The organism is Catenuloplanes niger (genome assembly GCF_031458255.1).
Lineage (GTDB): Bacteria > Actinomycetota > Actinomycetes > Mycobacteriales > Micromonosporaceae > Catenuloplanes > Catenuloplanes niger.
The window spans coordinates 2,626,125-2,644,262 of record NZ_JAVDYC010000001.1; the positions used below are offsets into that span (position 1 = coordinate 2,626,125).

Sequence of the window (18,138 nt, forward strand, 5' to 3'; positions counted from 1 at the left end):
AGGCAGGCCCGAACTCCAGGCAAGCTCCGCTCGGCGCACCCAACTGCCGCACCCCATCCGACAATCCGTGACAAAAGATGCGTTCGAACCAGCGCGAGTGACCGGGCCGCGCCTGGCCGTAGCACGACTGGCCGCAGCACGACTGGCCGCAGCGCGACTGGCCGCGCTCCGCCCGACGGACTGCGCTCAGCGGGCACAAGCCAGCGGCATCACCCTGCGAGCGAAGACGAGTGCGCGCTTCGCTGCGGGCACCGCCCAGCGGGCACCGACCAGCGGGCACCGACCAGCGGGCACCGACCGCGGGGACTCGCGGGCCAGCGGGCCTAGGCCGCCCTCCGGGCGAGCTCAGCTCGGCGCACCGCGCTGGCAGGCTCCGCCCGACGGACTGGGTCCAGCGCACACCAATCAGCGGACGCAAGCCGCCTTCCGGGCAAGCTCAGTGCGGCGCGCCGCACTGCCGGCTCCGCCCGGCGGACTATGCCCAGAGCACACCGCTCAGCGCACCGCCCAGCCGGCGCAAGCCAGCCGGCGCAAGCCAGCCGGCGCAAGCCAGCCGGCGCAAGCCAGCCGGCGCAAGCCGCTCTCCGGGCAAACTCGGCGCGCCGCGTTGCCGGGATGCGGTTGTCCGTGGCCGGCGGCCGGGCCGGCTGGACCCGGCTGGCGCTGAATACACAGGCGCAGGCCAGCAGGCGCAGGCCAGCAGGCGCAGGCCAGCAGGCGCAGCTGGGTAGTGCTTCGGTGTTAGGTACTGCCGGGTGGGCGGAGGCGGCTTTTGCGGATGTGGAGGGGTGCTGGGGCCGTTCGGCGGTGTGGGGTGGTGTGGGGCTCGGGATGCGGGACGTGCAGGGAGGAGCGCCAGCGACGACCGGTGCCCGCGGGAGCACGCCCGGAGCGACCACGCCGGAAGTGGGAAGAATGCTTTCCCGGTCTTGATCTTCGATGCCGCTGGGAAGCGGGGAAGCGTGGGATTGTCTAGCGGGCCGGGCGGTACGTGGTGACCGCGTCGATGACCTGGTCGAGTTCGGTGGCGGTCATGCCGGCGAAGAGCGGGAGGCGGACCAGGCGGTCGGCGATGTCGTCGGTGACCGGGCAGCCGGCGGGGGTGGTGCGGCCGTAGCGACGGCCGGCCGGGGCCGCGTGCAGCGGCTGGTAGTGGAAGGTGGCCTGGATGCCGCGGTGGCCGAGGTGGCGGATGAACTCCTGGCGGTCGGCGAGGTCGTGCATCAGCAGCTGGTACAGGTGGGCGGGGTGTTCGCAGCCGACCGGGACGACCGGCCGCTGGACGCCGGCGGACGCGGCCCACGTGGCCAGCCGGGTGTCGTAGGCGGACCAGACCGCGTGGCGGCGGCGCTGGATGTCGTCGAACGCCTCCAGCTGGGCGGTGAGGAACGCGGCGAGCAGGTCCGCGGGCAGGTAGGACGAGCCGACGTCGACCCAGCGGTACTTGTCGACCATGCCGCGGAAGAACTGGCTGCGGTTCGTGCCCTTCTCCCGGATGATCTCGGCGCGGGAGAACCAGCTCAGGTCGTTGAAGATCAGCGCGCCGCCCTCGCCGCACTGCACGTTCTTGGTGGCGTGGAAGCTCTGCGTGGCCAGCGCGCCGAACGAGCCGAGCGGCCGCCCGAGGTAGCTTCCGCCGAGCCCGTGCGCGTTGTCCTCGATCACCGGCAGTCCGTGCCGGGCGGCGGTCTCCAGGATCGAGGTCATCTCGCAGGCCACGCCGCCGTAGTGGACGACCACGATCGCGCGGGTACGGGACGTGACCGCGTCGTCGACGAGCCGCTCGTCGAGGTTGAGCGTGTCCGGCCGGCAGTCGACGAAGACCGGGACGGCGCCGCGCAGCGCGAACGCGTTCGCGGTGGAGACGAACGTGAACGACGGCATGATCACTTCGTCGCCGGGCCGGAGGTCGAGCAGGATCGCGGCCATCTCCAGCGCGTGCGTGCAGGAGGTGGCGAGCAGTGCCTCCGGCGCGTCGACGAGGCGGGTCAGCAGGCCGGTGGCGCGCGCGGTGAACGGTCCGTCACCGGAGAGCGCGCCGAGCCCGATCGCCTCGCCGACGTACTCCCGTTCCAGCCCGCACAGGTAGGGCCGGTTGAACGGAATTCCGGTCAAAGTGGTCGTCGTCGCGGTCACCAGACCGACACTAGTACCCGCTTTTCCCGGAATGTCCGTTCTAAACCAATAACAACCCGTCAGTGTGCGTGGACGCGCGGCCCGGACCCGTTCAGCGGGGTCAGCGGCAGCAGCTTCTTACCGGTCGGGCCGATCTGGATCTCGGTGTCCATCGAGGGGCACACGCCGCAGTCGAAGCACGGCGTCCAGCGGCAGTCGTCCTGCTCGAACTCGCTCAGCGAGTCCTGCCAGTCCTGCCACAGCCACTCCTTGTCCAGGCCGGAGTCCAGGTGGTCCCAGGGCAGCACCTCGTCCTCGAAGCGCTCCCGGACCGTGAACCAGTCCAGGTCGACGCCGAACGCCGGCAGCGTCTCCCCGGCCGACTCCACCCAGCGCTGGAAGGAGAAGTGCTCGTTCCAGCCGTCGAACCGGCCGCCCTTCTCCCAGACCCGCCGGATCACCGCGCCGACCCGCCGGTCGCCGCGCGACAGCAGGCCCTCGATCAGCGACGGCTCGCCGTCGTGGTAGCGGTAGCCGATCGCCCGGCCCAGCGACCGGTCACTGTTGATCGCCTGCTTGAGCAGCCGGAGCCGGTTGTCGATCACCTCGGGCCGGTCCATCTTCGCCCACTGGAACGGCGTGTGCGGCTTCGGCACGAACCCGCCGATGCTCACGGTACAGCGGATGTCCTTGGACCCGGTCGCGGCGCGGCCCGCCTTGATCACCTCGTGCGCGAGCCGGGCGATCTGCAGCACGTCCTCGTCCTGCTCGGTCGGCAGGCCGCACATGAAGTACAGCTTGACCTGCCGCCAGCCGTTCGAGTACGCCGTGACCACGGTACGGATCAGGTCTTCCTCGCTGACCATCTTGTTGATCACGCGACGGATCCGCTCCGAGCCGCCCTCCGGCGCGAACGTCAGGCCGGTGCGCCGCCCGTTCTTGGACAGCTCCTGCGCCAGCTCGATGTTGAACGCGTCCACCCGGGTCGACGGCAGCGACAGCGACACGTTCGTCCCCGCGTACTGCTCGGCCAGGCCGGAGCACATGTCGCCGATCTCGGTGTGGTCCGCGCTGGACAGCGACAGCAGGCCGACCTCGGAGTAACCGGAGAACTCCAGCCCCTCGCGCACCATCTGGCCCACGGTCTCGATCGAGCGCTCGCGCACCGGCCGGGTGATCATGCCGGCCTGGCAGAACCGGCAGCCGCGCGTGCAGCCCCGGAAGATCTCCACCGCGTACCGCTCGTGCACCGACTCGGCCAGCGGCACGATCGGCTTCTTCGGGTACGGCCACTGGTCCAGGTCCATGGTCGTGCGCTTGTGGATCCGGGCCGGCACGCCCGCCCGGTTCGGCACGACCCGGTGGATCCGGCCGTCCTCGAGGTAGTCGACGTCGTAGAAGCGCGGCACGTAGACGCTCTCGGTCTTCGCCAGGCGCAGCAGGATCTCGTCCCGGCCGCCGGGCGAGCCCTCGGCCTTCCACGCGCGGACGATCGCGGTGATCTCGAGGACCGCCTCCTCGCCGTCGCCGAGCACGGCCGCGTCGATGAAGTCCGCGATCGGCTCCGGGTTGAACGCGGCGTGCCCGCCGGCCACGACGATCGGGTGGTCCTCGGTCCGGTCCGCCGCGTCCAGCGGGATGCCGGCCAGGTCCAGCGCGGTCAGCAGGTTCGTGTAGCCCAGCTCGGTGGAGAACGAGAGGCCGAACAGGTCGAAAGCCCCTACCGGCCGGTGCGAGTCCACGGTGAACTGTGAGACGCCTCGCTCGCGCATCAGCGCCTCGAGGTCCGGCCACACCGCGTAGGTGCGCTCGGCCAGCACGTCCGCCTGCTCGTTGAGCACCTCGTAGAGGATCTGGACGCCCTGGTTCGGCACGCCGACCTCGTATGCGTCCGGGTACATCAGCGCCCAGCGCACGGCGGCGGCGTCCCAGTCCTTGACGACCGCGCCGAGCTCGCCGCCGACGTACTGGATCGGCTTGCTGACGAGCGGCAGCAGCTGCTCGAGCTGGGGCCACACCGAAATCGCGCTCTTTGGTGCCGCGGTGCTCATGAAACCTCCCGGGATCAACCAACCAGGGTACGCGGCCGTCCCGACCACCCCGCGACCCGGACCGCCCGGCCAAACCGTCACGGACCGGACTGGCCGGGCGGGGATAACCTCGCTTGTAGGGCCCGCGTGCACGGCCCGCACCCCGAAACGGCGAGGAGACTGCAGCGATGGCGGAAGATCGGCCGGACCGCCACCCGGAGCCGGATCCGCCGGCCGCCGCCGGCTCCCCGTCCACCGGATCACACCCTTCCGAGGGTACGGCCGGCGCCCGCGCGACGGACCGCGGCACTCCCACTCCGACCGCCTCGCTCCCGGCGGACGGCACCGCACGGATACCGGCCCGGGACTCCGGCGCGAGCCCCGACGGCGGCACCGCGGCCATGCCGGCCCAGGCGTCCGGCGCGGGCTCCGACGGCCGCACCACGGCCATGCCGGCCCAGGCGTCCGGCGCGGGCTCCGACGGCCGCACCACGGCGATGCCGGCCCGGGAGCCGGGTGCGGACTCCGACGGCGGCACCGCGCGGATGCCGGCCGGGGAAGCCGGCGAGGGCTCCGATGACGGCACCGCCCCGGCGTCGGCAGCGCGGGAGTCCGGCGGCCCCGCCGGTCCGGCCGGTGGCACAGCCGGTCCGGGCGGTGGGTCGGCGAGGTCGGCCGACGGCGCGGCCGAGCTGACCGATGGCGCCGCGACGGGCGCGGATGGCGTTTCCGCGACCGCGGACGGTGACGGGGAGTCGCCGGAGGGGGACGACGCGCCGACCGAGGTGCCGCGGCCGGCGCCGTGGCGGGGTGCGGCCGCGGTGCCGCCGCCCGGGCCGAAGAAGCGCCGCCGGTTCGGGTTCGGGCGCGACCAGGACGAGCCGCGGCCCGCCGCGCAGCCGGAGAAGCCGGTCGACCCGACGCTGGACCTGCCCGCGCCGGTCGACCCGTGGGAGGGCACGGAGGGGTGGGACCACCACGCGCCGGACCACCACTACGACCACCCGGAGCCGCCGCACCCGACCCGGATCGACCGGCCGGACCTGCCGCGCACCACGATCGAGCCGCCGTCCCGCCGGTCCGCCGCGCCGCCTCCTCCCCCGCCGCCGTCCCGGCCGCAGACACCGCCGCACCAGGCACCGTCTCCGCAGGCACCGCCGCAGCAGCCTCACCGGGCTCCCCAGTCGCAGGCCCCTCGGTCGCAGCAGGCCCGGCGGTCGCAGACGCCTCCGCCGCCACCGCCGCAGTACGCGCCGCCGTCCTACTCGCGGCCCCAGCAGCCGCCACCGCCACCGCCGGCGCCGGCGCAGACGCGGCCGGCGCAGAGCCGGCCCGGCCCGCCGCCCGGTCCGCCCGCCGCCCCGCCGAAGGAGAAGAAGCGCAAGAAGGACCGCCGGGCGGCCACGCGACCGCAGCTGCCGCCCGGTTACCCGCCGCCGGGATATCCACCGCAGGGTTACCCGCCGCCGAAGCAGATGCGCCGCCGACGCCGGCGGAAGTGGCCGATGGTGCTGCTCACCATGCTGCTGCTGACTGTGGCGTGCTGCTGCGGGCTGCCCGCCTACTTCGGCGTGCCGCTGTGGCAGCAGTACCCGGCGTCGGCCTCGCTGCCGGACGCGATAGCGGATCTGTCGCTGAGCACCGGGCCGGAGGCGGACGAGACGTCCCGGACGCTGGAGGGCGAGATGCGCGGCGAGCACCTGCTGGCGGAGAGCACGTTCGCGGGCGTCTACGGCGACGCCGCGGGCAAGCGGGTGACCGTGTTCGGCGTGACCGGGTTCCGCTGGTCGCCGGAGTCCGACCTGGAGGCGGAGATGACCCGGCTGACCGACGTCTACGCGCTCTCCGGGGTCGAGTCGTTCGAGGCCGGGGACAGCGGTGGCTTCCAGCGCTGCGGCACCGGCGAGGCGGACGGCGCGACCGTGGTGGTGTGCGGCTGGGCCGACCACGGCAGCCTCGGCACCGCGGTTTTCACCCGCCGCTCGGTCGCGGACAGTGCCGCGCTGCTCGACCGGATCCGCGGTGCCGTGATCACCCGCGACCAGATCTCGTTCCAGCAGGCCTGACCGTGCACGCGGGCGGCCGGGCGGAGCGAGATCGACTCGCGTCACCGTGCAAGTTGCGTGTGAGCTGAACCACAAACATAAACGGTGCGTCACCGGCGGGCGGGGCGTGCGGCGGGGAAAGAATTCGTCGCATGCGGCGCTGGCTGTTCGGAGACCAACTGGGGCCGCACTTTCTCGACGATCAGCACCAAACCGCGCTTATCGTCGAGTCCCGGGCGGTCTTCGAGCGTCGCGCGTTTCACCGGCAGAAGGCGCACCTGACGCTCTCCGCGATGCGGCACCGGGCCGCGGAGCTCGGCGATCGCGCGCTCTATCTGCGGACCCGGACATATCGCGAGGCGCTGCGGCTGGCCGGTGAGCCGGTCGACGTCTGCGCACCCACCACGCTGCGTGCCCGCCGGTTCGTCCACGGGCTGGACGGCGTCACCGTGCTGCCGCCCCGGGGGTACGTGACCGGGCACGACGACTTCGTCGGCTGGGCGGACGCGCGGCGCGGGACGCTCCGGATGGAGGAGTTCTACCGGTACGCCCGGCACCGGCACGGCGTGCTGATGGAGCCGGACGGGAGTCCCACCGGCGGCAAGTGGAACCTGGACGCGGACAACCGGAACCCGCCGCCGCGCGGGGTGGACCGGCTGGGCGTACCGCCGCCGCCGGAGATCGTCGAGGACGAGATCGACGCGGAGGTCCGCGCCGACCTGGACAGATGGGCGGCCGAGGGCGTCGCGTTCACCGGCCGGGACGGGCCGCGGCTGTTCCCGGCCACCCGGGCGGAGGCGCTGGCCCGGCTGCGGCACTTCGTCACGTACCGGCTGCCGCACTTCGGCCCGCACGAGGACGCGATGCTCTCCGGCGACCCGTTCATGGCGCACAGCCTGCTCTCCAGCAGCTTCAACCTGGGCCTGCTCGACCCGATGGAGGCGGTGCGCCGGGCGGAGGCGGCGCACCGGGCCGGCGACGTGCCGCTGGCCGGCGCGGAGGGCTTCATCCGGCAGCTGATCGGCTGGCGGGACTACGTCTGGCACCTCTACTGGTACTTCGAGGCCGGGTACCGCTCGGTCAACGAGTTCGGCGCGCGCGGCCGGCTGCCGGACTGGTTCGCGAACCTGGACGCGGACGCGGTGGAGGCCGCCTGCCTGTCGGACGTGCTGTCCGGCGTACGCGATCGTGGCTACGCGCACCACATCCCGCGGCTGATGGTGCTGGGCAACTACGCGCTGCAACGCGGGTGGCGACCGTCCGCGATGGTCGACTGGTTCCACCGGAACTTCGTGGACGGCTTCGAATGGGTGATGGTCGCGAACGTGGTCGGCATGAGCCAGTACGCCGACCTCGGAAAAATCACCACGAAGCCGTACGCGGCGGGCGGCAACTACATCAACCGGATGAGCGACTACTGCGGCGGCTGCCGCTACGATCCGCGCACCCGGCTGGGCGAGAACGCCTGCCCGTTCACCGCGGGTTACTGGGCGTTCCTGCACCGCACGCGCGAACGCCTGTCCGGCAACGTCCGGATGATGCGCGCGCTCCAGCAGCTCGACCGCATCGACGACATCCCCGCGGTCATCGCCCAGGAGCAGGCCCGCGGCTCCGAGGCCCCGTAGCCGTCGCGCGCTCGGCGACAGGCCCCGGCGGCCCGCCGGACCGCGGCTAGCCGCGCAGCGCACGAAGCCAGGCGACGCACGAAGACGCGCGACGCACGAAGACGCGCGACGCACGAAGACGCGACGCGGGAAGACGCGCGACGCACGAAGACGCGCGACGCGGGAAGCACGCGGGGCGGCGGAACGGCTGGGTTGTTCGCCCGGCCGCGCCGGTACCGGCAGGGAGGCCGGCCAACGGCCGACCGGTGCCCGCGGGAGCACCGGGAACCGGCCACGCCGGAAGCGGGAAAATCCGCTTCTACGAGGTCTTCGGCTCTTTCGGCGGTGCGTAGCGGGGGACGTACTCCTGGCCGGTGAGCTTCTGGATCTCGACCATGACCTCGTCGATCATCGTGCGCAGGCCGAGCGTGTCCGTGGGGCGGCCGGTGAAGTCCATCGGCTTGCCGAAGCGGATGATCGCGTTGCTGCGCCGGAAGCTCGGCAGGCGCTGGCCGATCGGCTGCATGCGGTCGGTGCCGAGCACGCCCATCGGGATGAGCGGCACGCCGGCCATGGTGGCGAGCCGGATCGCGCCGGTGCGGCCCTTGTAGAGCCGGCCGTCCGGGGAGCGGGTGCCCTCCGGGTAGACGATCACCTGGCCGCCGGCCCGGAGCACCGGGACGGCCGCGTCGAACGCGGCGAGCGCGGCCCGGCCGCCGGCCCGCTCGACCGGGATCGCGCCGAGCGCCTGCAGCAGGTGCTTGACGAAGAGACCGCGGGGGCCGCGACCCTCGAAGTACTCGGACTTCGCCCAGAACGACAGGTGCCGCGGGACGACGACGCCGGAGAGCAGCTCGTCGGCGACGGAGAGGTGGTTGCTGGCGAAGACCACGCCGCCGCTGCTCGGGATGTGTTCGAGGCCCTCGACCGTCGGTTGCCAGATCAGGTTCAGCAGCGGGCCGACCGTGACCTTTCCGAACGAATAGAGCGGTGGCAACCTTCGACCCTCCTGCGAATCATCCCCCGAGCGGGGCGATCACACGGTAGCCGACCGGCGCCCAAAAGAAAGCACCCCGTGCCACTGGTAACAGCGGCCCGGGGTGCTATTGCATCAATCAGCGGACAACCCGGACGGTGACCGTCTCGCCCTCGCCGACCTCGCCGGCGAAGCCCTCGACGGCCGGGTCGAAGCGGACGTCGTCCGCGAGCACCTCGCCGGCCACGAACTCGCGGTACGCGGTGACCGCGGCGACCACCTCGTCGGAGGCGGCCAGCGTCACCGTGATCCGGTCGGAGACGTTCAGGTCCGCGTCGCGGCGGGCCTGCTGCACCACCCGCACCACGTCGCGGGCCAGGCCCTCCGCGGCGAGTTCCGGTGTGACGGCCGTGTCGAGCACGACCACGCCGCCGTTCGGCAGCGTCGCCGAGTTCTCCACGTCCACCGCGACCAGCTTCAGCTCGAACTCGCCGTCCTGCAGCGTGACGCCGGCCGCGACCGGGGCGCCGTCGACGAGCTCCCAGTTCCCGGTCTTGACCGCCTTGATCACCTGCTGCACCTGACCGCCGACCCGCGGGCCGAGCGCGCGCGGCACGACCGTGAGCACCTGGCGGCAGTAGTCGGCGACCTGCTCGGTGAAGACGACCTCCTTCACGTTGACCTCGTCCGCGATCAGGTCCTTGAACGCCGCCAGCGAGCCGGCGTCCGGCGTGGCCACGGTCAGCCGGGACAGCGGCAGCCGGACGCGCAGCGCGCGGGCCTTGCGCAGGGACAGCGCGCCGGAGCAGACGTCCCGGACCGAGTCCATCGCCGCGACCAGCGCGTGGTCGGCCGGGAACTCGGCCGCGGACGGCCAGTCGGTGAGGTGCACCGAGCGCTCGCCGGTCAGGCCGCGCCAGATCTCCTCGCTGGTCAGCGGCGCGAGCGGCGCCACCACCCGGGCGAGCGTCTCCAGCACGGTGTAGAGCGTGTCGAACGCGTCGGCGTCGCCCGCCCAGAACCGGTCGCGGGACCGGCGCACGTACCAGTTGGTCAGCGCGTCCAGGTAGCCGCGCACGGACGCGCAGGCGCCGGAGATGTCGTAGTCGTCCATCTGGCGCTGCACGGCCGTGACCAGCTCACCGGTCTTGGCCAGGACGTAGCGGTCGAGCACGTTGGTGCTGTCGGTCCGCCGGGTCGCCTCGTAGCCCTCCGCGTTCGCGTAGAGCGAGAAGAAGTACCAGACGTTCCACAGCGGCAGCAGCACCTGACGGACCGCGTCGCGGATGCCGACCTCGGTGACCGCCATGTCGCCGCCGCGCAGCACCGGCGAGGACATCAGCATCCAGCGCATCGCGTCCGACCCGTGCGAGTCGAACACCTTGTACACGTCCGGGTAGTTCCGCAGGCTCTTGGACATCTTGCGGCCGTCCTCGCCGAGCAGGATGCCGTGGCTGAGGCAGTTGCGGAACGCCGGCCGGTCGAACAGCGCGGTGGCCAGCACGTGCATGGTGTAGAACCAGCCGCGGGTCTGGCCGATGTACTCCACGATGAAGTCGCCCGGGTAGTGGTCCTCGAACCACTCCGTGTTCTCGAACGGGTAGTGCACCTGCGCGAACGGCATCGAGCCGGACTCGAACCAGCAGTCCAGCACCTCCGGCACCCGGCGCATGGTGGACTGCCCGGTCGGGTCGTCCGGGTTGGGCCGGGTCAGCTCGTCCACGAACGGGCGGTGCAGGTCCTCGATCTTGACGCCGAAGTCCCGCTCCATGTCCGCGTACGAGCCGTAGACGTCCACCCGCGGATGGTTCGGGTCGTCGGACTTCCAGACCGGGATCGGCGAGCCCCAGAACCGGTTCCGGCTGATCGACCAGTCGCGCGCGTTCGCCAGCCACTTGCCGAACGAGCCTTCCTTGATGTGCGACGGCGTCCAGTTGATCTGCTGGTTCAGCTCGACCATCCGGTCCCGGAACGTGGAGACCGCCACGAACCAGGACGAGACCGCCTTGTAGACGAGCGGGGTCTCGCAGCGCCAGCAGTGCGGGTACGAGTGCGTGTAGGTGTCCTGCCGGAGCACCACGCCGCGGTCCTTGAGCAGCCGGATGATCGGCTTGTTGACGTCGAAGACCTGCTCGCCCTGGAAGTCCGGGACCAGCGCGGTGAACCGGGTGTGGTCGTCCACGGTCACGATGGTCGGGATGCCGGCCGCGTTGCAGGCGTTCTGGTCGTCCTCACCGAACGCGGGCGCCATGTGCACCACGCCGGTGCCGTCCTCGGTGGTGACGAACTCGGCCCCGAGCACCTGGAACGCGTTCGGCCCGGCCTGCTCGACCAGGTAGTCGAAGAGCGGCGTGTACCGCTTGCCGACCAGCTCGCTGCCCCGTACGGTGCCGATCTGCGCGAAGCCCTCCAGTTCCTTGGCGTACGCCGCGACCCGCGACTCGCCGAGCAGGTACTTCTCACCGTCGCGCGACAGCACGGCGTAGGTGATGTCCGGGCCGACCGCGAGCGCCAGGTTCGACGGCAGCGTCCACGGCGTGGTGGTCCAGACGCCGATCTTCTCGCCGGAGTCGAGCTGGAACCAGACCGTGACGGACGGGTCCTGCCGGTCCCGGTAGGTGTCGTCCATCCGGGTCTCGGTGTTCGACAGCGGCGTCTCGCAGCGCCAGCAGTAGGCCAGCACCCGGAAGCCCTCGTAGACCAGGCCCTTGTCGTGCAGGGTCTTGAAGGCCCACATCACGGACTCCATGTAGTCCGGGTCGAGGGTCTTGTAGTCGTTCTCGAAGTCGACCCAGCGGGCCTGGCGCGTGACGTACCGCTCCCACTCGTTGGTGTACTTCAGCACCGACGTCCTGCAGGCGTCGTTGAACGTCTGCACGCCCAGGTCCAGGATCTCCGCCTTGGTGGAGATGCCGAGCTGCTTCTCCGCCTCGACCTCGGCGGGCAGGCCGTGCGTGTCCCAGCCGAACCGCCGCTCGACGCGCCGGCCGCGCATCGTCTGGTAGCGCGGCACCAGGTCCTTGACGTAGCCGGTGAAGAGGTGGCCGTAGTGCGGGAGGCCGTTGGCGAAGGGCGGGCCGTCGTAGAAGACGTACTCGTTCTTACCGTCCGGGCCGGCCGGGCGGGCCTCGACGGATGCCTCGAAGGTCTTGTCGGACGCCCAGTAGTCCAGGACGCCGCGCTCGACCGCCGGCAGGTCCGGGCTGGCCGGCACGCCGGGTGTCGCAGCGTTCTTGGGGTACGCCATCGGTGGTCGCTTCCTACTCGCAGCCTGCACAGGTCTGCGAGGACGAGCCTGACGGCCCGCGGTACCACCCCGCTTGGCGACCTCCGTGGAGGTCACCCGCTCATTCGCCGGCTGTGACGGGCCGTCCCGTCCGGTTCTACTAGACCCGAGGGTCGTTCTTCCGGAGGCTCCCCGGTGATGGCCGGATCGACGCCTTGCTGCCGTCAAGAGTACCCACCCTCCTACCGCGTCCTCATCCGAGTTACCGGAGATTCGGCCGAACCCGAATTCGTTTCTCGCCGGACCGCGCCGGGCCTAGGTTCGACGGCATGGAGAACGCGATCGAGGCCGAGGGGCTGCGCCGTACGTACCGCAGCCGCACGGGGTGGCTGAGACCGAGGACCACCGAGGTGCACGCGGTGCGCGGCGTGGACCTGACGGTGGGCCGGGGCGAGCTGTTCGGGCTGCTCGGGCCGAACGGTGCCGGCAAGACCACCACCATCAAGATGCTGAACACGCTGCTCATCCCGTCCGCCGGCCGGGCGCGGATCTGCGGCTTCGACGTCGAACGGCAGACCCGCGAGGTGCGCAGACGCATCGGGTACGTGTTCGGTGGCGACCGGGGCCTCTACGAGCGCCTCTCCGCGCTGGACAACCTGCGCTACTTCGCGGAGCTCTACGGCGTGCCCGCGCGCGAGCAGAAGCGCCGGATCGCGGAGCTGCTGGAGCAGGTCCGGCTGAACGGCCGGGAGCACGAGCGGGTCGAGGGCTACTCCCGCGGCATGCGGCAGCGGCTGCACATCGCGCGCGGGCTGCTGCACGCCCCGGAGGTGATCTTCCTGGACGAGCCGTCGATCGGCGTGGACCCGGTCGCCGCGCGCGAGCTGCGCGCGACCGTGGCGAACCTGGCCGCGACCGGCACCACCGTGCTGCTGACCACGCACTACATGGCGGAGGCTGACGAGCTCTGCGACCGGATCGCGGTGATCGCGGACGGGGAGATCCAGGCGCTGGGCACGCCCGCGGAGCTGCGCCACCGGGCGGACGGGCGGCGCGTGCTGGAGATCGAGGCCTACGGCGTACCCGCGGCGGCCCTTGAAGATCTTCAAAACCTTCCGGGGGTACGCGAGGCGGCCGTCGAGGAGCGCGGCCAGGTGCAGGTGCTGACCGTGCAGTCGGATGCGGACGTCGACGTGCAGCAGGACGTGCTGCGCCGGCTGGACGGTGTGCGGCTGGGCCGGGTGACGTCCCGCGAACCCACGCTGGAGGACGCGTACGTCGCGATCATCTCGGCGACCGCGAAGAAGGAGCCGGTGATCGTGTGAGATCGCTACGGATGATCGCCATGGGGATGCTGTTCCACATCAAGCACGTGTCCCGGTCGCCGTTCGACATCGCGGTGTTCGTGGTGGTCCCGGTGGTGCAGGCGACGCTCGCGGTCTACCTGTTCCGCGCGTCCGCCGAACCGCAGAAGCTGCTGCAGGCCGCGGTCGGCGCCGGGATGATGGGCGTCTGGTCGTCCGTGCTGTTCGGCGCGGGCGGCGCGATCTCGTCCCAGCGCTGGCAGGGCACGCTGGAGATGCTGATGCTGGCGCCGCGCCGGCCCGTGATGATCTTCTTGCCGATCACGCTGGCGCAGGGCGCGATCGGCAGCTACGCGCTGCTGGCCACGCTCGTCTGGGGGCGCGTGCTCTACGGCATCCGGCTGGACTTCGCGCGCCCGTGGGCGTTCCTGGTCACGGCTCCGGTGACCGTGCTGTCGCTGGGCGCGTTCGGGATCCTGCTGGCGTCCGCGTTCGTGCTCATGCGGCACGCGAACGCGCTGCAGAACGCGCTGGAGTACCCCGTCTGGCTGCTCTCCGGGATGCTGCTGCCGATCTCCTCGCTGCCGGCGTGGACCGGCCCGGTCGCGGCCGCGCTGCCGACCACCTGGGGCGCGCGGGCGATGCGTGAGGCCACGGCCGGCGGCCCGGTCTGGCCGTCGCTCGGCTGGTGCGTCGCGATCAGCGCGCTCTGCCTCGTGCTCGGCGCGATCTCCCTGGTCCACGTCGAGCGGCGAGCCCGCGCGGCCGCCACCCTGGCACTCGCGTGAGGGCCACGTTCCGGCTGCTCGGGATGGGCAGCGTGATCGCGTACCGGGCGCTGTTCAACTGGACCACGCCGATCGTGTTCGTCGGGTCGCTGCTGGTCGGGCCGCTGTTCCAGCTGATCTTCTTCGCCTACGTCGGCCGCGAGCTGTCCGTCGGCGACGACCGGTTCTACATCGTCGGCAACGCGGTGCTGGCCGCCGCGTGGACCTGCGTGTTCGGCGGCACGATGGCGATCGGCAACGAGCGCCGGTTCGGCACGCTCGGGCACGTGCTGCTCTCGCCGCGCAGCCGCACGCTGATCTTCCTGGGCCGGGCCACGCCGTACGCGCTGAACGGCCTGCTCGTCGCCGCGGTGATCCTGGCGGTCGGCGCCACGGTGCTCGGGCTGCACATCCCGGCGTCCGCGATCCCGCTGCTGGCGCTGTGCCTGGCCGCGGGCGCGGTGGCGTCCGCGTTCTTCGGGCTCACGCTGGGCGCGCTCGGGCTCCGGTTCCGCGACATCTGGGTGATCTCGAACGTGACGTCCGCGCTGATGGTGCTGCTCACCGGCGTGAACGTGCCGCTCGACCAGCTGCCCGCCGGGCTGCGCGCGATCGGCTCGGTGCTGCCGATCACGCACGCCGCCGCGGCCGCCCGGGACGCGGCCGCCGGTGCCGGGCTCGCCGCGATCGCGCCGGACCTGCTGACCGAGGCCGGGATCGCGCTGGCGTACGCGGTGCTGACCGCGGTGCTGCTGCGCGTCTTCGAGGCGGAGTCCCGGCGGCGGGCCTCACTGGACACGCTGTGAGACGTAGGCTGCGTCGATGACATCCCTGGCCGAGGCGGTCGACGCGGTCGCCGACGAGCACGGGTTCTCCGGCGTGGTGTCGGTGGACCGGGGTGGCCGGGCCGAGTTCGCCAAGGCGTACGGTCCGGCCCACCGCGCATACGCGATCCCGAACACGGTGGACACCCGGTTCGCGATCGCCAGCGGCGCGAAGGCGCTGACCGCGCTGGCCGTGGTGAGCCTGATCGAGGACGGTGTGCTCTCGCTCGGCACCACCGCGCGCTCGCTGCTGCGCGACGACCTGCCGCTGATCGACGACCGGGTGACCGTGGAGCAGCTGCTGGCCCACCGGTCCGGGATCGGCGACTACCTCGACGAGGACGACCCCGACCTGGACCTCGACGACTACCTGCTGCCGGTGCCGATGCAGCAGCTGGCCACGCCGGAGCAGTACCTGACGGTGCTGGACGGGCACGCCGCGAAGTTCCCGCCCGGCGAGCGGTTCAGCTACTGCAACTCCGGCTACGTCGTGCTGGCGCTGCTCGCGGAGCGGGCGAGCGGCGTCGGCTACCACGAGCTGGTCCGGAGCCGGGTCTGCGCGCCGGCCGGCATGCGCGACACCGAGTTCCTGCGCTCCGACGAGCTGCCGGACCGGACCGCGGTCGGCTACGTGCCGGCCGGCGACGGGCGGTGGCGCAGCAACGTGTTCCACCTGCCGGTGCGCGGCGTCGGCGACGGCGGCGCGTACACCACGGTGGCCGACATGAGCGCGTTCTGGCGGGCGCTGTTCGCCGGGCGGATCGTCCCGCCGCGGTGGGTGACCGAGATGGTCCGGCCACGCGAGGACGTGCCCGGCGAACGGCTGCGCGCCGGGCTCGGGTTCTTCCTCCACCAGACGCGGGACCAGGTGATGCTGATCGGGCAGGACGCCGGGGTGTCGTTCATGAGCGTGCACGACCCGGCGTCCGCCCTCACCTACACGGTCATCGGGAACACGTCCGCGGGCGCCTGGCCGGTGCTGCGGCCGCTGCGCGAGCGGTTCTCCGGCTGATTCACGGGCGCGGCAGCGTCCTGCGGAACAGCGACCGGCCGTCGATGTCGCGCAGGTCGACCGTGAACGCGCCGGTCCGCGCGTCGATGTTGACCTCGCCGAAGTGCTGGAAGCCGGCGGCCGGCGACGTGTTCGCGGCCGGTGGCGCGTTCACGAACACCGCCTCCGGGCCGAACGTGCCGTCCAGCGCGTTCGGGCCGAACGCGCCCGCGTGCGCCGGGCCGGAGACGAACTCCCAGAACGGCGTGAAGTCCTGCACCGCGGCGCGCGCCGGGTCGTAGTGGTGCGCGGCCGTGTAGTGCACGTCCGCGGTCAGGAACACGATGCCGGTGACGTTCGCCCGGTGCGCCTCGCGGAGCACGGTGTGGATCTCCAGCTCGCGGCCGAGCGGCGCGCCCGGGTCGCCCTGCGCCACGCCCTCCTGCGCGGTGCCGCCGTCCGGCACGACCAGGCCGATCGGCAGGTCGTTCGCGATCACCTTCCAGGTGGCCCGGGACCGCTTGAGCCCGTCGATCAGCCAGCGCTTCTGGGCGGCGCCGAGCAGGCCGCGGTGCGGGTCCGCGTACGTGTTGCCGTCGTTGACGTCCTTCATCGTGCGCATGTCCAGGACGAACACGTCGAGCAGCGGGCCGTACGACAGCTTCCGGTGGATCGGGCCGGACAGGTCCGGGATCGGCAGGTACTCGAGGTATGCCTGCCGGGCGCGCCGGGCCAGCACGTCCACCCGCTTCTCGGTGTACCGGGCGTCGTCCAGGATCTCGCCCGGGTACCAGTTGTTCGTGACCTCGTGGTCGTCCCACTGGTTGATCTGCGGCACCTCCGCCGCGAACGCCCGGTACGGGTCGTCGAGCAGGTTGTAGGCGTACTGGCCCCGGTACTCGGCCAGCGTCTCGGCCACCTTGGACTTCGCCTCGGTGACCACGTTCGTCCACACGGTGCCGTCCGGCAGCGTCACCGACTCGGTGAGCGGGCCGTCCGCGTAGACCGTGTCGCCGCTGTGCAGGAAGAAGTCGGGCTTCCGGGCGCGCATCGAGTCGAAGATCCGCATGCCGCCGAACACCGGGTTGATCCCCCAGCCCTGACCGGCCACGTCACCGGTCCAGACGAAACGGAGGTCGTCCCGGCCGGTGGGCGCCGTGGTCAGCGAGCCGGTCAGCGGCGCGGAGGCGCGGCGGTCGCCCTCCACCCGTACCCGGTAGAAGATCTTCTCGCCGGACGGCAGGTCACGCAGCCGCACCTTGCCGGTGAAGTCCGAGCCCGCGCCCAGCACCGGCCCGCGCACCAGCCGCGCACCGCGGAAGTCCGGCCGGCGGCTGACCTCGACCAGCATCCGCCCGGCCCGGTCCGACCGGGTCCAGACGATCGCCGAGTTCGCGGTCGCGTCACCGCTCTGCACGCCGTGCGTCAGCACCGGCCGCCCGCCCGGGTGGAACGCGGGGGACGCGCCCGCCGTGCCGGCCAGCAGCTGGCCACCGATGATTCCCGCGCCCGCGCCGAGCCCGGCCCGGAAGAGTCCACGCCTGTCGATAGTCATACCCGCTGGTCTATCGACCGAAGCTTGCGCAACGTTGAAGACCGGCCGAATCCCACACGAAGCCGGTACGGGGTTTTCGGTGACCCACGACGCGACCGGAGCCCGCGGGAGCACGCCCGGCGTGCCCACGCCGGAAGCGGGAACAGCGGTCCATGAGAAAGCCGCGCGGGCCGGAAGCGGCCCGCGCGGCTTTGCGCGCGGCGGGAGTCAGGCCCCCGGGAACCAGAGGTCGATCTCGCGCTTCGCGGACTCCGGGGAGTCGGAGGCGTGCACCAGGTTCTCGCGGTTGGAGAGGGAGAAGTCGCCGCGGATGGTGCCGGCCGCGGCCTTGCGGCCGTCGGTGGCGCCGATCAGCCCGCGGGTCACGGTGATCGCCTCGTCGCCGGAGAGGACCAGCGCGACCAGCGGGCCGGACGTGACGAACGCGCGGAGCGGCGGGTACCACGGCTGCTCGGTGTGCTCGGCGTAGTGGGCGTCCGCGGCCGCGGCGTCGATCGTGCGCAGCTCCATCGCGTCGATGGTCAGGCCCTTGCGCTCGAACCGTCCGAGCAGCTCGCCGACGAGGCCGCGGCGGACCGCGTCGGGCTTGAGGAGCACGAGCGTGCGCTCGGCCGGGGTGGTGGTGGACACCGAACTGCCTCCTGGGGTGGATCACCGCGTTCCCGATGGAACCGGCGTGACGTTGGGTACTCAGACTAATA

Annotated in this window: 12 protein-coding genes; 6 read left to right on the plus strand and 6 right to left on the minus strand. The window is 72.0% G+C overall.

Annotated elements, in window-relative coordinates; all coding sequences use genetic code 11:
- Positions 1-972 precede the first annotated feature (972 nt).
- Both rffA and J2S44_RS11390 read right to left on the minus strand, forming a co-directional pair.
- Positions 973-2,136 (minus strand): dTDP-4-amino-4,6-dideoxygalactose transaminase, encoded by a 1,164-nt coding sequence (gene rffA / locus J2S44_RS11385; protein WP_310411795.1) that lies wholly within the window; start codon positions 2,134-2,136, stop codon positions 973-975.
- Between the two features lie 59 nt (positions 2,137-2,195).
- A complete protein-coding gene (locus tag J2S44_RS11390) occupies positions 2,196-4,166 on the minus strand; it encodes a TIGR03960 family B12-binding radical SAM protein (protein WP_310411798.1) in 1,971 nt (656 codons plus the stop codon).
- 167 nt (positions 4,167-4,333) lie between these two features.
- Here J2S44_RS11390 and J2S44_RS11395 point away from each other — a divergent pair, with 167 nt between their 5' ends.
- Both J2S44_RS11395 and J2S44_RS11400 read left to right on the plus strand, forming a co-directional pair.
- Entirely contained in the window at positions 4,334-6,211 is a 1,878-nt protein-coding gene (locus J2S44_RS11395) for a hypothetical protein (RefSeq protein ID WP_310411802.1), read from the plus strand.
- A 131-nt stretch (positions 6,212-6,342) separates the two neighbouring features.
- Positions 6,343-7,815 (plus strand): cryptochrome/photolyase family protein, encoded by a 1,473-nt coding sequence (locus J2S44_RS11400; RefSeq protein WP_310411805.1) that lies wholly within the window; start codon positions 6,343-6,345, stop codon positions 7,813-7,815.
- A gap of 298 nt (positions 7,816-8,113) precedes the next feature.
- Here the strand turns inward: J2S44_RS11400 and J2S44_RS11405 are convergent, their stop codons facing one another.
- A complete protein-coding gene (locus tag J2S44_RS11405) occupies positions 8,114-8,791 on the minus strand; it encodes a lysophospholipid acyltransferase family protein (protein ID WP_310411808.1) in 678 nt (225 codons plus the stop codon).
- 118 nt (positions 8,792-8,909) lie between these two features.
- Positions 8,910-12,017 carry an isoleucine--tRNA ligase gene (ileS, locus tag J2S44_RS11410; protein ID WP_310411811.1) on the minus strand — a complete coding sequence of 1,036 codons (3,108 nt, stop codon included), beginning with the start codon at positions 12,015-12,017 and terminating at the stop codon, positions 8,910-8,912.
- A 308-nt stretch (positions 12,018-12,325) separates the two neighbouring features.
- On the opposite strand from ileS, the gene J2S44_RS11415 reads away from it, so the two are divergent.
- The 4 genes from J2S44_RS11415 to J2S44_RS11430 are packed head-to-tail and all read left to right on the plus strand — an operon-like array spanning position 12,326 to position 15,903.
- Positions 12,326-13,321: an ABC transporter ATP-binding protein gene (locus J2S44_RS11415; RefSeq protein WP_310411820.1), complete on the plus strand. Its 996-nt coding sequence runs from the start codon at positions 12,326-12,328 to the stop codon at positions 13,319-13,321.
- Positions 13,318-14,088 carry an ABC transporter permease gene (locus J2S44_RS11420; RefSeq protein ID WP_310411823.1) on the plus strand — a complete coding sequence of 257 codons (771 nt, stop codon included), beginning with the start codon at positions 13,318-13,320 and terminating at the stop codon, positions 14,086-14,088. Before J2S44_RS11415 ends, J2S44_RS11420 begins: the two co-directional genes overlap by 4 nt.
- Positions 14,085-14,873, plus strand: a complete 789-nt coding sequence (locus J2S44_RS11425) for an ABC transporter permease (RefSeq protein ID WP_310411826.1) — start codon at positions 14,085-14,087, stop codon at positions 14,871-14,873. Before J2S44_RS11420 ends, J2S44_RS11425 begins: the two co-directional genes overlap by 4 nt.
- Before the next feature lie 16 nt (positions 14,874-14,889).
- The gene (locus J2S44_RS11430; RefSeq protein ID WP_310411829.1) at positions 14,890-15,903 is read left to right on the plus strand and encodes a serine hydrolase domain-containing protein; all 1,014 of its coding nucleotides are present in this window, start codon (positions 14,890-14,892) and stop codon (positions 15,901-15,903) included.
- Between the two features lies 1 nt (position 15,904).
- On the opposite strand, the gene J2S44_RS11435 is transcribed toward J2S44_RS11430, so the two are convergent.
- Positions 15,905-17,437 (minus strand): alkaline phosphatase D family protein, encoded by a 1,533-nt coding sequence (locus tag J2S44_RS11435; RefSeq protein WP_310411832.1) that lies wholly within the window; start codon positions 17,435-17,437, stop codon positions 15,905-15,907.
- A 207-nt stretch (positions 17,438-17,644) separates the two neighbouring features.
- Entirely contained in the window at positions 17,645-18,067 is a 423-nt protein-coding gene (gene ndk / locus J2S44_RS11440; protein ID WP_310411835.1) for a nucleoside-diphosphate kinase, read from the minus strand.
- Positions 18,068-18,138: the final 71 nt, after the last annotated feature.

Excerpts from the sequence above, each read along its gene's own strand:
- ileS (WP_310411811.1), bottom strand. The coding sequence starts at position 12,017 with ATGGCGTACCCCAAGAACGCTGCGACACCCGGCGTGCCGGCCAGCCCG.
- J2S44_RS11395 (WP_310411802.1), top strand. The coding sequence starts at position 4,334 with ATGGCGGAAGATCGGCCGGACCGCCACCCGGAGCCGGATCCGCCGGCC.
- J2S44_RS11400 (WP_310411805.1), top strand. The coding sequence starts at position 6,343 with ATGCGGCGCTGGCTGTTCGGAGACCAACTGGGGCCGCACTTTCTCGAC.
- J2S44_RS11435 (WP_310411832.1), bottom strand. The coding sequence starts at position 17,437 with ATGACTATCGACAGGCGTGGACTCTTCCGGGCCGGGCTCGGCGCGGGC.
- J2S44_RS11430 (WP_310411829.1), top strand. The coding sequence starts at position 14,890 with ATGACATCCCTGGCCGAGGCGGTCGACGCGGTCGCCGACGAGCACGGG.
- J2S44_RS11390 (WP_310411798.1), bottom strand. The coding sequence starts at position 4,166 with ATGAGCACCGCGGCACCAAAGAGCGCGATTTCGGTGTGGCCCCAGCTC.
- J2S44_RS11415 (WP_310411820.1), top strand. The coding sequence starts at position 12,326 with ATGGAGAACGCGATCGAGGCCGAGGGGCTGCGCCGTACGTACCGCAGC.